Below are 14,262 nucleotides of genomic sequence, written 5' to 3'. Positions count from 1 at the left end.
CTCCCATAAATTAAATGACTCGATAGGTTTGAATATTAAAATCGGCTTCACAGTCAAAACTGGCACACTGTTTTAGCTCAGCTTGTAATTCGGTCGATGCTTTCCAAGCAAATGGCGTCATTTGCAGTAGTTCAAACGCTTGCCCTTCGACAAGTTGCATTGAATAATTGAGTTTAGCTTGTTCAATCAATTCTAGCCCTGCAAATTCATCCGCTTGTTCTTCATGTAAGCGCACTTCTTGATAAATACGCTCTCTAAGCTGATACAGGTGTCTAGCGCCCGGAGTGACGGTCACTAAAACTCCGCCTGGCTTTAGACAACGCAATAGTTCTTCTTGTTTGCTTGGCGCATACACTTTGACGATGGCATCCAAGCTGTGATCGTTGAACGGCAGTTTATAGCTAGAGGCAACGCTAAAGTGGCAATTGGCATAACGTTTTGAGGCATAGCGTACTGCTACTTTTGCGATATCTAAGCCGTAAACTTGCGCACTCTCGCCTAAAACATTCGCTATTTCATTGGTGTAATATCCCTCACCGCAACCAATATCTAGGATAGTCGGCTGTTGGCTATTTTCTAAGGGATTTCCTATAGAATTTGCGATGGACTGCTGCACGGTATTCGCCAGTTGTTGTTGCAGTTTTTGGTAGTGCCCAGACTCTAGGAAAGCACGACGAGATTGCATCATCTCTTTGCTGTCACCGGGGTTTTTTGAATGCTTATGGTGCGCAGGCATTAGGTTTACGTAACCTTCTTTGGCTTTGTCGAACATGTGGTTGTTTGAGCACTTAAAGGTTCGAGAATCTAACGTTAAAGGCTGTGAGCAAAGAGGGCAGGCGTAAATCATAATCACTGGAGTCAAAAAATGTTAAGCAGATAGTAGTCGTAATTGGTGAGCGAGACAACGGTTATACAAAGTGTGCAGATAAAATAGAGAGGAAAGTGGCTCCAATTATAGAGCTGAAGCCACTTAATACCATATCGTACTAAATAACTGGTCATTCTAGCTTGTTAAAATGCTCGATAACGGCGTTAGAATTTTTGATTGTAGAATAACTACTTATCGAAAAATTCTGACTTGTTCTCGAGCATTTTTCCTGCGCTAGTTCTGATCACTTACTTAGTGTGATTGGTATAACAGCTTATTGACAGCGAATCGTTGTCGACAAGGTGTAGCTATCACCGGCTTTCACCACTGTGCCCGCTTCTAGGCTAGGTGCATGATGGCTCGACTCAATACAAAGGAAAGTTTTGTAGCCGTCATCTTGCATATCGCCCATACCTTTGGCGCCGTCGGCCCAAGGGTTCCAAATTACTGCTGAGTTTGCGCCTTGATTTTCTACGATGATATCGCGTTTAAAATCAGGGTCGCTTAGAGTAATTAATGGTTTAGGCTGAGTGTAAACGCGATCGATAGTATCGGTCAGAGTCAACACATCTTCGCCTTGGGTTAGCGCCGCATCGTTTAAGCTATCGATGTATTCAGGGCCCATGCCTCGGGTTTCTACCTTCGCAATATCTGAGATATTAAGATAGGTGTGAAGCGCCGCAGAGAAGCGCCAGTCGGCGCTGTCGGTATTGGTCATAACCAAGCTTACTTTAAGCTCGTCACCCACCTCTACGTTAAGCACAGCTTCAAATTGATGTGGCCATATGGCTTTAGTCTCTTCGCTAGCGTTAAGACCAAGACTAACAATAACGCCATTGTCATTTTCACGATGTTCGATGAGTTGCCATTGCGCGGTGCGTGCAAAGCCATGTGCAGGCGCGGCTACTCGGCCAAACCATGGCCAACATACAGGGATCCCACCACGAAGGGCTGCTTTGCCATCAAAATTAGCTTGTTCGCTCATCCAGATAACGTCTTGCTGGCCTTGTGGAATATAAGAGATGACGTGACCGCCGTGAAGGGTGATTGCTGCGCGTGCTTTTTCATGGATCACGCGAACGATTTTAAGCTGCTCGTGCTGAGCAATAGTGACGTTGTCGGAAAGTACTGTCACCGCAGGGAGTTGATATACGTCCATATTAAGTTCTCACAAAAAGGGCATATCGAGGTTTGCGGATTCAACTGCTCAAGTTCTGCGTTGAACTAGCAAATGTTCTTTTGCCCTAAAAATTGACAAAAAAAGGCGACTCGAGAGCCGCCTTATGCAAATTTCTTAACTAATGCTTACTTAGAGATGTGAGCGATTAGGTCTAGAACTTTGTTTGAGTAACCGATTTCGTTATCGTACCAAGATACAACTTTAACGAAGTTATCAGTTAGAGCGATACCAGCTTTAGCATCAAATACTGAAGTACAAGTTTCGCCGATGAAGTCTTGAGAAACAACTGCATCTTCAGTGTAACCAAGAACGCCTTTAAGAGCGCCTTCAGAAGCTTCTTTCATTGCTGCACAGATAGTTTCGTAAGAAGCACCTGTTTTTAGGTTAACTGTTAGGTCAACTACAGAAACGTTAGCAGTTGGTACGCGGAAAGCCATACCAGTTAGTTTGCCGTTTACTTCAGGAAGTACAACGCCTACAGCTTTAGCAGCACCAGTTGAAGATGGGATGATGTTCTGAGAAGCACCACGACCACCACGCCAGTCTTTAGCAGAAGGACCATCTACAGTTTTTTGAGTTGCTGTAGTTGCGTGAACTGTAGTCATAAGACCAGATTCGATACCGAATGTGTCGTTAAGAACTTTAGCGATAGGTGCTAGACAGTTAGTAGTACAAGAAGCGTTAGAAACGATGTCTTGACCAGCGTAAGTGTCGAAGTTAACGCCGTTAACGAACATTGGAGTAGCGTCTTTTGAAGGACCAGTTAGAACAACTTTCTTAGCGCCTGCAGTGATGTGTTTACGTGCAGTCTCGTCAGTTAGGAAAAGACCAGTTGCTTCAGCAACAACGTCAACACCGATTTCGTTCCACTTAAGGTCTTCTGGGTTGCGCTCAGCAGTAACACGTACAGTGTTGCCGTTTACGATTAGGTTACCGTCTTTAACTTCAACAGTGCCGTTAAAGCGACCGTGAGTTGAGTCGTATTTTAGCATGTAAGCCATGTAATCTACGTCGATTAGGTCGTTAATACCTACTACTTCGATGTCGTTACGTTCTTGAGCTGCACGGAATACGAAACGGCCGATACGGCCAAAACCGTTAATACCTACTTTGATAGTCATTGATAGTTGCTCCACAACTTATTTTAGATTAATTATAAACTGGTATTGAAGTTACAAAACTCAGTTTCCTTCCGCAATAGATAATCAAGTTTATTTTGTTTAAAGTCAAAAAAAAATACGATCTTATCGTTCATATGATTGCAGATGGTGATTTATTGCACTTATTTGATGGTGGTGTACCAAAAAAATGTGCGTTGCGCTACAAAACATCATCTTGAAACGCAAATTACTAACTATTTCACATAAGTGGAGGGAAGTATGTGCTACAACACGACGTGAGGCAAGTGTTCAAAACATAAATTTCATTAAACATAGTAGGACGCGATTTGAGCAACAGAAACAACACGCCGACCGAGCAAGAATGGCGTCAAAAATTAAGCAAGGAAGAGTACAGAGTTTGTCGAGAGAAGGGCACTGAAGCCCCTTATAGTGGCAAGCTATTACACAATAGAGCGTCGGGTGAATACCTATGTACCTGCTGTCAGTCGGTATTGTTTAAGTCAGACAATAAATACGATTCTGGTTGTGGTTGGCCAAGTTTTGATGCGCCAATCTCAAACGAGGCGATTCGCTATATCGAGGACAATAGCTTTGGTATGAAGCGTGTCGAGATACGTTGTGCCGAATGTGATAGCCACCTTGGACATGTATTCACCGACGGCCCTGAGACTACGGGTGAACGATATTGTGTTAATTCAGTCTCTTTGAAATTTAACAATACAGGGAATGATAAGGATTAAGCGTTTCGCCGATAGGAGTGAGCGTGGACAACTTTAGAGGGAAATTATGAAGCAAGAGAAATCGAATCAAGAAAAGCCAAGCGTGCAACAGATGGTGGATGCGATCACACCACAAGCGTATCAAAGGTTAACTTTTGCTGTAGAAACAGGGCGTTGGCCAGAAGGCACTATTTTGAGTGAAGAGCAGCGAGCTTATTGTCAGCAGGCCATTATGCTGTATCAAAGTAAGTATAATATCGATGCCCAGCACATGACGGTCGCAGCGGGTGGTGAGATAAGTTTCAAGTCGAAAAGTGAGCTAAAACGTCAGTTTAATGAGCAGGAAACGATCACGACAATAAAACTCGATTGAATCTAAAGTTTAGTGGCAAATACTGGGTATTTACCCTCATTTTCGCACCCGTTTAGCCTAATTATAGCCATCTAAACTAAAAAATAGCCTTATCGGTACAAATTGTAAGGATTTGTTTAATAACGCGAGAGTCGAGCCTATTTGGGGCCATTAATCGACTCTCGAGTCTGCACTGTGTGTCTGGGAGCTTGTTTTACACCCAGAAATTGAGTGAAATTCGCTCTATTACAGGCTCATTTCACCACGCAATACACGATGCATTTGCGTTTTTATCTCTTCGTAAGCCAGCCCTTGGCTAAGCAAAAAGTGCAGTTTGGCAAGCGCCGCTTCAGGTGTCATGTCATAACCACTGATTACACCAGCATCGGCTAAGGCGCAGCCTGTAGCGTAACCGCCCATATTCACTTTACCTGCCAAACACTGAGTTAGGTTAACCACAATGACGCCACGCTCAGAGGCTTCTTTTAGATGACCTAATAGCTCAGGATTTTGCGGTGCATTACCCACGCCAAAGGTGAGTAGAATCATCGCATTGACCGGTTGTCTTAGCGTATTGCGAATCACCTCATGCGAAATACCCGGATACATAGTGATAACCCCAATAGGTTGCGGGGTAATAGTATGCACTTTGAATTCGCCGACAGGTTTAGCATCTACGGTCGCGTGCGCGCTGACTTGAATGTTGATCCCGGCTTCCAAAAGTGGCGGTAAGTTTGGCGAGGTAAATGCCGAAAAACCATCAGCGTGTGATTTAGTGCTTCGATTGCCACGCATCAATTGGTTGTTGAAGAAGAGCGTTACTTCATTAATTGGGTAATTGGCGGCAATGTGTAAAGCGTTTAAAAGGTTAGCTTGTCCATCTGAGCGCAATTCAGCCAACGGAATTTGTGAACCAGTGACAATGACTGGTTTGCTCAAATTCTCAAACATAAATGATAACGCTGAGGCGGTGTAAGCCATGGTGTCTGTACCATGCAAAATCACAAAGCCATCGTATTTGTCGTAGTTCTGTTTAATGTCATTGGCAATTTGTTGCCAATCAGCCGGAGTCATGTCCGAAGAGTCAATCAGAGGTGCGTACTCATGAATGGTATAAAGTGGCATTTCTGGACGATTAAACTCGGGCATACCTGCAAGTTGTGATTCCATAAAACCGGCAACAGGAACGTATCCTTTTCCTGATTTTTGCATACCAATGGTGCCGCCAGTGTAGGCGATATAGATGTGTTTACGGGTGCTATTTTGAGACATAAATGCAGGCGCTCATTGCAGATAACGGAATGACGCGCAGTATAGCGGATTTGAACAAGCAAGCAATGTGAGCTCAAAAGCATAAAAATAAAAAAGCCCAGCGAGGCTGGGCTTAAATTCAGATTATTTGCGTTTACTCAACCTGACAAGGTAAACACAAAGTGTAATAGCCTTTCGGATCGTTAAACTCACTCATCAAACTGAGGTCTTGTTGTACTTTGCTTGCCAATGGCACTAATGAGCTTGGCAACCAAGTATTAATGTCCACTCCAAGAGACACAGAGATGCGTTTGCTAAAGTCTTGCAAGAACTGCTGAGCTGGCGTTAACGATTTTTGTAGCCAGTTAAGCGAGTAGCTATCAATTTTAGCTAGACTTGCGGCGCGAACAATTGCGTCATCAAAATCACCAATTGAATCCACCAATCCTCGTTCAACAGCGTCTTGACCTGTCCATACTCGACCTTCAGCAATGCTTTCAACCGCTTTTGGATCAAGATGACGGTTTTCTGCTACAAGTCCTGTAAAGCGGCGGTAGCCATTTTCGATGCCTAACTGCATAGCGCGTTTAGCTCCTTCATTTAAGCCAGAGGTAAGGCCAACACCTGAGAGTGGGGAAGTACCTAGACCATCACTGTAGACGCCGTATTTATTTAGCCCTTTTTCAAAGGTAGTGATAACGCTAAAGATACCAATTGAGCCTGTTAGCGTGGTTGGCTGGGCTAAAATCTCATCAGCCGACATTGAAATCCAGTAACCACCAGAAGCGGCAAGGCTAGACATAGATACCACAACAGGTCTATTGGTCGCTTTAAAGGCCACAATTTCGTTACGAATCACTTCTGAAGCAAATGCACTGCCCCCAGGACTGTCCACTCGCAGGACTAATGCTTTTACCTTATCGTCAAGGCGCGCTTTACGAATTAGGGCAGCAGTGGTGTCGCCGCCAATTGAGCTACCTTGTTGCTTACCGTCCATAATTGCGCCACTGGCAACAACGACGGCAATTTCGTTATCGGATTGAACAGCAGGTTTAGTGATTTGATCTTTGTAGGTGTAGTAGTCAACGGCTTTGAAACCTTTTTCTTCATCACCACCGAATGCGTCAATCATAGCTGTGCGGGCTTGTTGACGTGTGGCTAATTCATCCACCATGTTCAGTTTTATCGCTAGTTGAGCAAGATCGCCCTTAGCTTGTTCAAATTCACTTAAAAATTCATCCATACTCGGGTTTAGAGTGGCTTTATCAATATGGCGGTTACGTGCTACATCTTCGACATAAGCTCCCCACAGTTGACCCAACCAGACGCTTGCTGCTTCTTTGGCAGGTTTAGACATATTGTTGCGAGTAAAAGGTTCTACCGCGGATTTGTAAGTACCAACTTTAAATACATGCGTATTCACATCGAGATTATCGAGTAAGGTTTTGTAATACAAAGTGTATGAACTGTAGCCTTTTAGCAATACGCCGCCATCGGGAGAAAGATAAATCTTATCCGCATAGCTGGCTAGGTAGTATTGGCTTTGATTATAAAAATCGCCGATGGCATAAATAGGCTTACCACTGGATTTGAATTCATTGAGCGCTTTGGCGATATAGCGCAGCTTAGTCAAATTGGTTTCTGGCATGCGTTTAAGGCTAAGCACTAAACCTGAAACATTACTGTCACTGGCGGCATGGCGTATGGTTTCTCGAATGTCATATAAGACATTTTCTTGAGGCATGTCTTTGCCAAGTAAAGAGCCGGTAAGAGAGTCCATTGGGTTGACGAAACTGCGGCCTTCAACAATTTTTCCAGAAAGGTTCAGTACCAGTGCTTTCGGTTCTTTATCCGCTACAGCAGCTTGGTCTTTGGTCTCTACTTGAGAAAAACTAAAATAGATAACCGCAATAGCAACGATAAATAGAAGGTTTGCTAGGGCAAGGCGCGTAAAGGTAATTATCTTCCAAATTCCTTTTATGATCTTACCTATAAAGCGAAACAGTGTTTTCATTATATTCTCCGCCTGATCCTTCAATAATCAGAGAGTTAGGGGGGATGATTATTAATGCTAAGTGATAATTGCGCTGATCACAAATTACCGAACGTTAATTATGCAAAAGAGTCAAATAAAATCATAGACCTACAATGGGCTTGTTGCGGAATGAATTCAGGGTTTTCATTTATGATAAATACTTCTCAAGATTGTGACTTATCCTGATTTTTGTTATCGAAATGTAAAATTATATTTGCCATATTGATAATTGCGTCTTATCGTGGTCAGACCAGACTATAAAAAGCCAATAGGGGATGCTATGTACCCAAACCTTCTTCAACCTCTTGATCTAGGGTTTACACAATTAAAAAACCGAGTATTGATGGGCTCAATGCACACAGGGCTTGAGGATAGTGTTAAAGGGCTACAAAAGTTAGCCGCTTTTTATGAAGAGCGCGCCAAAGGCGGGGTGGGTATTATTGTCACTGGGGGCTTCTCGCCCAACTTACGTGGACGTTTGTACCCAACAGCCGCGCAATTTAGTCGTGCCAAACACGCACAAGCACACAAAGTGATTACCGAGGCTGTGCATCGTCATCAAGGCAAAATTGCCTTGCAACTATTGCACGCAGGTCGTTATGGCTATCATCCTTTAGCGCAAAGCTCGACCCCTGCCAAAGCGCCCATCGCTAAGTTTGCTCCTAGTGAAATGAGCTCTCGTCAGGTCAAAAACACCATCGAAGATTATGCCAATAGCGCGGCTCTGGCCAAAGAAGCAGGTTATGACGGCGTTGAAGTGATGGGATCGGAAGGATATTTAATCAATCAGTTCATCTGTAAACGCACCAATCAGCGTGATGATGAGTGGGGCGGTTGTTATCAAAACCGAATGCGTTTTCCTCTTGAAATCGTGAAGGCGATTCGCCGCTCTGCCGGTGAAGATTTTATTATTATCTTTCGCTTGTCGATGCTTGATTTAGTGGAAGAGGGCAGCACACTCGATGATGTAATTTTGCTGGCCAAGGAGCTGGAATCTGCAGGCGTAACTATTATTAATACTGGTATTGGTTGGCATGAAGCGCGAGTGCCTACTATCGTCACATCAGTGCCAAGAGGCGCCTTTACTTGGGTGACCAATAAGATCAAACCGCACGTTTCTATTCCTGTGATTGCAACCAACCGTATTAACAGCCCAGATCAAGCCGAACAGATTATCGCACAAGGCGCTGCGGATATGGTATCGATGGCGCGTCCATTTTTGGCCGATCCTGAATTTGTGCTCAAAGCGCAAAACAATGAACCTGAATTAATTAATACCTGTATAGGATGCAATCAAGCCTGTCTTGATAATGCCTTTAAGGGGAAACGTGCCAGTTGCATGGTCAACCCAAGAGCCTGCTACGAAACAGAAATGCCGATTGTTAAAGCCACCTTGCGCAAGCGAGTTGCAGTGGTCGGTGCTGGTCCTGCAGGGCTTAGCGCGGCCTTATATTGCGCCAAGCGCGGGCATAAGGTGCATTTGATAGAGAAAAGTGACCGTATTGGCGGACAATTTAGACTGGCGATGCAAATTCCGGGGAAGGAAGAGTTTCGAGAAACCATTCGTTATTTTGCTAATCAATTGGACAAGTACGGTGTCAATCTAGAGCTTAATACCGAAGCCACAGCGCAAGTGTTGAAAGAATACGATGAAATCATCATGGCAACAGGGGTTAAGCCTCGTCAGGTTAATATTGACGGTTTATCCGAAAGCAGCAAAGTGTATGACTACCAAACCCTCATTCGTGACAAAAGTTATTTAGGGAACAAAGTTGCGGTAATTGGCGCGGGTGGTGTCGGCATTGATGTTGCCACTATGCTCACTGAGCCAAGCCGTTTCTCACTGCAAGAGTGGATGCATGAGTGGGGCATAGACCAAGAATATAATCATGCAGGTGGTCTATACCCATTTCCCGAAATCCATTCCAAAACAGAAGTATGGCTGCTGCAACGTAAAGAAGGCACAGTAGGCAAAGGTCCCGGAAAAACCACAGGTTGGGTACACCGAGCAACATTGAAAAAACGTGGTGTGCATTTGCTTGGCGGAGTGGGGTATCAAAAGTGGGATGATGATGGTTTGCATATCTCAGTAAAAGGCGAACAACAACTGCTCGATGCCGATAGTGTGGTGGTCTGTGCAGGTCAAGAATCGGTGCGCCCTTTTGAGGAGCATTGGTCCGAAAGGGAAGAGCATGTGCACGTTATTGGCGGCGCTGAGCATGCCGGAGAGTTGGATGCAGTGCGTGCGATTCGTCAAGGCTTTGAAATTGCAATTAAGATCTAGTCTCATTTAGATGTTACACTGTTTGAGTGTTAAAATTTAACTGTGGAATGAATGACATGGACGCACTGGATCTTTTATTAAATCGCCGCTCAATAGCAAAACTATCAACGCCAGCGCCTAGTGGTGAAGCGCTGGATAATATTTTAAGAGCGGGACTTAGAGCGCCGGATCACGGCGGGTTAACGCCGTGGCGTTTTGTGATTTCACAAGGTGAAGGCTTACGAAAACTGGCGGATATTTTGGTGTCAGCCGCGCATAAATCTAATGCTGAGCCGAGCGTTATTGAAAAACTGTCTAACGCTCCGTTTCGCGCGCCAATGGTGATCACTGTGATTGCCAAAACCAAACCACATCCAAAAGTCCCTGAATTTGAACAATACTTGTCGGCAGGTTGCGCCGCACAAGCCATGCAAATGGCCGCCGTCGCACAGGGTTTTCAAGGCTTTTGGCGCTCAGGCACTTGGATGTTTGACGACAATGTCGCCAGTGCGCTGGGTTTACAAGGCAAAGATAAAATCGTTGGTTTCTTATATCTAGGTACAGCCGATTGTGTGGAAGCAAAAGCGCCGATACGCGAGCTTGATCAATTTGTAGAATATTTATAGTTCTGATCGCAAATAGTCATTGCCGTCATAACTTATTATTTTTTATCGGGCTCACTTTCTCTTACCTTATTTGAATTTTCCTAATTGAAATGAGGCAAGTAGCAAGATAATGCTTTAATCATTCTTGCACTTAAAGTACTGGCTATGTATATTTATCCAGTACTTATTTCAACTTAGTTCCCCCTCTATGACTCGACTTTTTGTAGCAGAGAAACCCAGCTTAGGTCGCGCTATCGCCAGTGCACTGCCTAGACCACATAAAAACGGTCAAGGTTATATCGAATGTGGCAATGGCGACATAGTGACTTGGTGTATTGGACATCTACTAGAGCAAGTCGAGCCCGATGTGTACGATCCTAAATATAAACGTTGGGATCTGGCGGATCTGCCGATTATTCCTGAGCAGTGGCAACTCAGACCTCGCAAAAGTGCCGCCAAACAATTGGCGGTGGTAAAAAAGCTACTTAAATCGTCACAACAGATAGTCAACGCAGGCGATCCCGACCGAGAAGGGCAATTGCTGGTGGATGAGGTGTTCGATTATTGTAAGGTCAGCAAAACCAAAAAAGAGTCCGCGCAGCGATTACTCATTAGTGACTTAAACTTGGCGGCGGTAAAACGTTCGCTGACGAATATGCGCAGTAATCGTGAATTTGTACCTCTGTCTGTGTCTGCGTTGGCGCGCTCTCGCGCTGATTGGTTGTATGGCATGAACATGTCCCGCGCCTATACATTGCTTGGAAAAAAAGCCGGCTACAACGGCGTGCTGTCAGTAGGAAGAGTACAAACCCCAGTATTAGGTCTGGTGGTGCGTCGAGACCGCGAAATCGAAAACTTTGTGCCGCGAGACTATTTCACCTTAGATGCATTAATCCCGTATCAAGACGGTAATCAAGCTTTTGATATTCGAGCTAAATGGGTGCCTAGCGAAGCCTGTGAAAAATGGCTTGATGAAGATGGACGGGTTTTGAGTTTGCCATTGGTGGAAAATGTTGCCAATCGCATCAAAGGTCAGCCTGCGATTGTGGTCAAATCGGAGCAGAAAAAAACTAAGCAAGCGCCACCATTACCGTATTCGCTGAGTGCTTTACAGATAGATGCCTCTAAGCGCTATAACATGAGTGCGCAGCAGGTATTGGATTTGTGTCAGTCGCTCTATGAAAAATATAAAGTGATCACGTATCCTCGTTCAGATTGTCGTTATTTACCGAAAGAGCATTTTAAAGAGGCGAGATCGGTTTGTGATGCAATTTTAGCCAATACAACAGATCAACAAACGGCGGTGGCGAACGCCGATTTATCATTGCGCTCAAAAGCGTGGAACGATGCTAAAGTGGATGCCCACCACGCGATTATCCCTACGCCAAAAAAAGCCAATAATCTTCCTGCGCAAGAAGCAAAAGTTTATCAACTTATCGCCACTCAGTATTTAATGCAGTTTTATCCGCCCGCAGAATATGCCGAATCTAAATTAGAGTTTGATATTTTAGGGGGCAAGTTTACCGCTTCTGGTCGTCAGTTATTGCTACCCGGTTGGAAAGTACTTTTTCCGGCTAGAAAAGACAGCGCCAATAAAGAGTCGCAAGCGCCACTGGTGCCTGCGCTAGAAAAAGGGCAGCAATTGACTTGCCGAGAAGGTGAAATCAAAAGTAAGCAAACTGAGCCGCCAAAACATTTTACCGAAGCGACATTGCTACAAGCGATGACTGGCATTGGACGTTTTGTACAAGACAGTTCGCTGAAAAAGATTCTGCGAGAAACCGACGGCATTGGTACGGAAGCCACTCGCGCTGGCATATTAGATACTTTGTTTAAACGAGCATTGTTGATGCGCAGTGGTAAATCTGTGCTGAGTACGCCTGCCGGAAAAGGGCTGGTTGAAGCTCTGCCAGATTTATCGACCTATCCAGATCTTACTGCGCATTGGGAAAAACAGTTGCAAGATATGGCAGAGAAAAAACAGGCGTATCAGCCTTTTATTACTCAATTACAGCAACAATTGGCGCAGTTAATGGATACCGCAAAAACAGGTCCAGTTCCTGATTCGTTACGTTCATTGCCAGAGGTGAAGAAACCCGCATATAAAAAGCGCCGAGTGAGCCGTAAGAAAACACCGGCTAAATCGACGCCTAAACGCTAAGCGTTAGTGCTTTTCAACGATAATGCTTTTCAACAATAGCGGTTTTCGCTATTTAATTTGAGCGTTACAACGTATCAATGGTTAGCCAATAAGATAAGCTTTTACCAAACGTATATTTCTACCAAGCAATATGCTTGCCATCGTAATTGAAAAAGCCACCGGATTGCTCTGTTGTCGAGTGTTCGATAACATTGACCAACCCTTGTACCGATTCTGCAACGTCAATCAGTGCATTAGGCCCGCCCATTTGCGTTCTTACCCAGCCCGGATGCAAAGCTAGCACAGTAAAATCCTGCGAGTTAAGATCGTTGTGCAGGCTTTTTACCACCGAATTGACCGCCGCTTTTGAAGAGCGATAAATGTATCCACCGCCAGAGGTGTTTTCAGCCATGCTGCCAACGCGAGAGGATAAAATAGCGATGCGTTTTTCGGTACTTTTTTGAAGAACAGGGTAGAGCGCTTCGACTAATTTAAGCGGCGCAATGGAATTGATTTCAAACACTTTACGCCACTCTTCTACGTCTATATTGCCAAAACTGCTGCCTTTCGGGCCATAGTATCCCGCGTTGTTGATCAACAGATCCAACTTTTCAAACTGATTCACAAATAAGGCTACTGCCGCATAATCTGTGACATCAAGTTGTCTGACTCGCAAGTTTTCATAGGTTTCACAAAGGGAGAGTAGTGCTTCGCTGGTGGCTTGGGTGCGGTAGGTGGCGACAACGTTCACGCCCATTTTCAAGTAATGGATAGTCAGTCCAAGCCCGATGCCACGATTGGCTCCCGTAATTAACACTGTGCGCATAATGCCTCCTGTACGCTTTGGTTCCTTTTTATACTTTTTATAAATTGAGATAGCGCCGCCAAACAAGCGGAGGCTATCTCATCGTAGTGAGTGGCTACTTCGGCTGAGCGTCCACACACAAACCGCTAATATCTTGTGATTGCTCGCTCATTAAATACAAATAAAGGGGCATGATATCTAAAGGGGTTTTGAGTTTAGATGCGTCTTCAGCAGGGTAAGCGCCTGCACGCATTGAGGTGCGAGTTGCGCCGGGGTTGATGGCATTCACACGCACGTTAGAGTTGCTTAATTCATCAGACAGCACTTGCATCATGCCTTCGGTAGCAAACTTAGAAATGGCATAACTGCCCCATAGTGCACGTCCGATATGGCCGACAGTGGATGAGGTAAATACAATACGTCCAAACTCGGCTTTTTTAATCAAAGGCAATAAGGCTTGAGTCATCATAAATTGCGCTTTGACATTGATTTGCATCACTTCATCAAAGGTACTTTCTTCAATTTGATCAAATGGGCTTATCATGCCAAGTACGCCAGCATTATGTAGCAGTCCATCGAGCTTGCCATATTGCCCTTCGATGGTTTCTGCCATATCCACATAGTGTTGTTTGCTCGCCCCCTGCATATCCAATGGGATAATGGCAGGTTCTGGGTAGCCAGCGTTAACGATGTCATCGTAAGTTTGTTCAAGCTTGTTGACGGTGCGCCCCAATAGAATCACGGTAGCGCCATGTTCTGCGTAAGTAAGAGCGGCTTGTTTACCTATGCCGTCACCTGCGCCTGTCACGAGAATAATTTTGTTTTTTAAAGCGTCAGTTGCAACTGCGTAATCCACAATCTGAGTCCTTTTGTATGCGGTTTTGATTTAACGAAAATGAATAGAGAGTTACAATACAACAATA

At 44.6% G+C, this 14,262-nt stretch carries 12 protein-coding genes; 5 read left to right on the top strand and 7 right to left on the bottom strand.

The window, feature by feature from the left end:
- Positions 1 to 10: 10 nt before the first annotated feature.
- The 3 genes from rlmA to gap all read right to left on the bottom strand — a co-directional run bounded on the left by rlmA (position 11) and on the right by gap (position 3,169).
- Positions 11 to 847: a 23S rRNA (guanine(745)-N(1))-methyltransferase gene (rlmA, locus tag QV280_RS08040; protein ID WP_152819727.1), complete on the bottom strand. Its 837-nt coding sequence runs from the start codon at positions 845 to 847 to the stop codon at positions 11 to 13.
- Positions 848 to 1,142: 295 nt separating this feature from the next.
- Positions 1,143 to 2,027 (bottom strand): D-hexose-6-phosphate mutarotase, encoded by an 885-nt coding sequence (locus QV280_RS08035; protein ID WP_152819728.1) that lies wholly within the window; start codon positions 2,025 to 2,027, stop codon positions 1,143 to 1,145.
- Positions 2,028 to 2,173: 146 nt separating this feature from the next.
- The gene (gene gap, locus QV280_RS08030; RefSeq protein WP_021712662.1) at positions 2,174 to 3,169 is read right to left on the bottom strand and encodes a type I glyceraldehyde-3-phosphate dehydrogenase; all 996 of its coding nucleotides are present in this window, start codon (positions 3,167 to 3,169) and stop codon (positions 2,174 to 2,176) included.
- A 326-nt stretch (positions 3,170 to 3,495) separates the two neighbouring features.
- On the opposite strand from gap, the gene msrB reads away from it, so the two are divergent.
- Both msrB and QV280_RS08020 read left to right on the top strand, forming a co-directional pair.
- The gene (gene msrB / locus QV280_RS08025; RefSeq protein ID WP_152819729.1) at positions 3,496 to 3,909 is read left to right on the top strand and encodes a peptide-methionine (R)-S-oxide reductase MsrB; all 414 of its coding nucleotides are present in this window, start codon (positions 3,496 to 3,498) and stop codon (positions 3,907 to 3,909) included.
- Between the two features lie 46 nt (positions 3,910 to 3,955).
- Complete coding sequence (locus QV280_RS08020) at positions 3,956 to 4,261, top strand: YeaC family protein (protein WP_152819730.1); 306 nt, start codon at positions 3,956 to 3,958, stop codon at positions 4,259 to 4,261.
- A 225-nt stretch (positions 4,262 to 4,486) separates the two neighbouring features.
- Here the strand turns inward: QV280_RS08020 and ansA are convergent, their stop codons facing one another.
- Both ansA and sppA read right to left on the bottom strand, forming a co-directional pair.
- On the bottom strand, positions 4,487 to 5,512 hold the full coding sequence (ansA, locus tag QV280_RS08015) for an asparaginase (RefSeq protein WP_023405641.1): 1,026 nt from the start codon (positions 5,510 to 5,512) through the stop codon (positions 4,487 to 4,489).
- A gap of 133 nt (positions 5,513 to 5,645) precedes the next feature.
- Entirely contained in the window at positions 5,646 to 7,505 is a 1,860-nt protein-coding gene (sppA, locus tag QV280_RS08010) for a signal peptide peptidase SppA (protein ID WP_152819731.1), read from the bottom strand.
- A 301-nt stretch (positions 7,506 to 7,806) separates the two neighbouring features.
- Between sppA and QV280_RS08005 the strand changes: the two genes are divergently transcribed.
- The 3 genes from QV280_RS08005 to QV280_RS07995 all read left to right on the top strand — a co-directional run bounded on the left by QV280_RS08005 (position 7,807) and on the right by QV280_RS07995 (position 12,555).
- On the top strand, positions 7,807 to 9,810 hold the full coding sequence (locus tag QV280_RS08005; protein ID WP_152819732.1) for an NADPH-dependent 2,4-dienoyl-CoA reductase: 2,004 nt from the start codon (positions 7,807 to 7,809) through the stop codon (positions 9,808 to 9,810).
- 56 nt (positions 9,811 to 9,866) lie between these two features.
- On the top strand, positions 9,867 to 10,415 hold the full coding sequence (locus QV280_RS08000) for an NAD(P)H nitroreductase (RefSeq protein WP_152819733.1): 549 nt from the start codon (positions 9,867 to 9,869) through the stop codon (positions 10,413 to 10,415).
- A 187-nt stretch (positions 10,416 to 10,602) separates the two neighbouring features.
- Positions 10,603 to 12,555, top strand: a complete 1,953-nt coding sequence (locus tag QV280_RS07995) for a DNA topoisomerase III (RefSeq protein ID WP_152819734.1) — start codon at positions 10,603 to 10,605, stop codon at positions 12,553 to 12,555.
- 118 nt (positions 12,556 to 12,673) lie between these two features.
- Here QV280_RS07995 and QV280_RS07990 read toward each other — a convergent pair whose 3' ends face one another.
- Positions 12,674 to 13,360 carry an SDR family oxidoreductase gene (locus QV280_RS07990; RefSeq protein ID WP_152819735.1) on the bottom strand — a complete coding sequence of 229 codons (687 nt, stop codon included), beginning with the start codon at positions 13,358 to 13,360 and terminating at the stop codon, positions 12,674 to 12,676.
- A gap of 94 nt (positions 13,361 to 13,454) precedes the next feature.
- Positions 13,455 to 14,195, bottom strand: coding sequence for a YciK family oxidoreductase (locus QV280_RS07985; protein WP_367869524.1), 741 nt, complete (start codon positions 14,193 to 14,195; stop codon positions 13,455 to 13,457).
- Between the last annotated feature and the right edge of the window lie 67 nt (positions 14,196 to 14,262).

The organism is Vibrio sp. B1Z05 (genome assembly GCF_052955985.1).
Note: the sequence above shows the minus strand (reverse complement) of the source record. Positions and strands in the feature narration are given on the sequence as shown.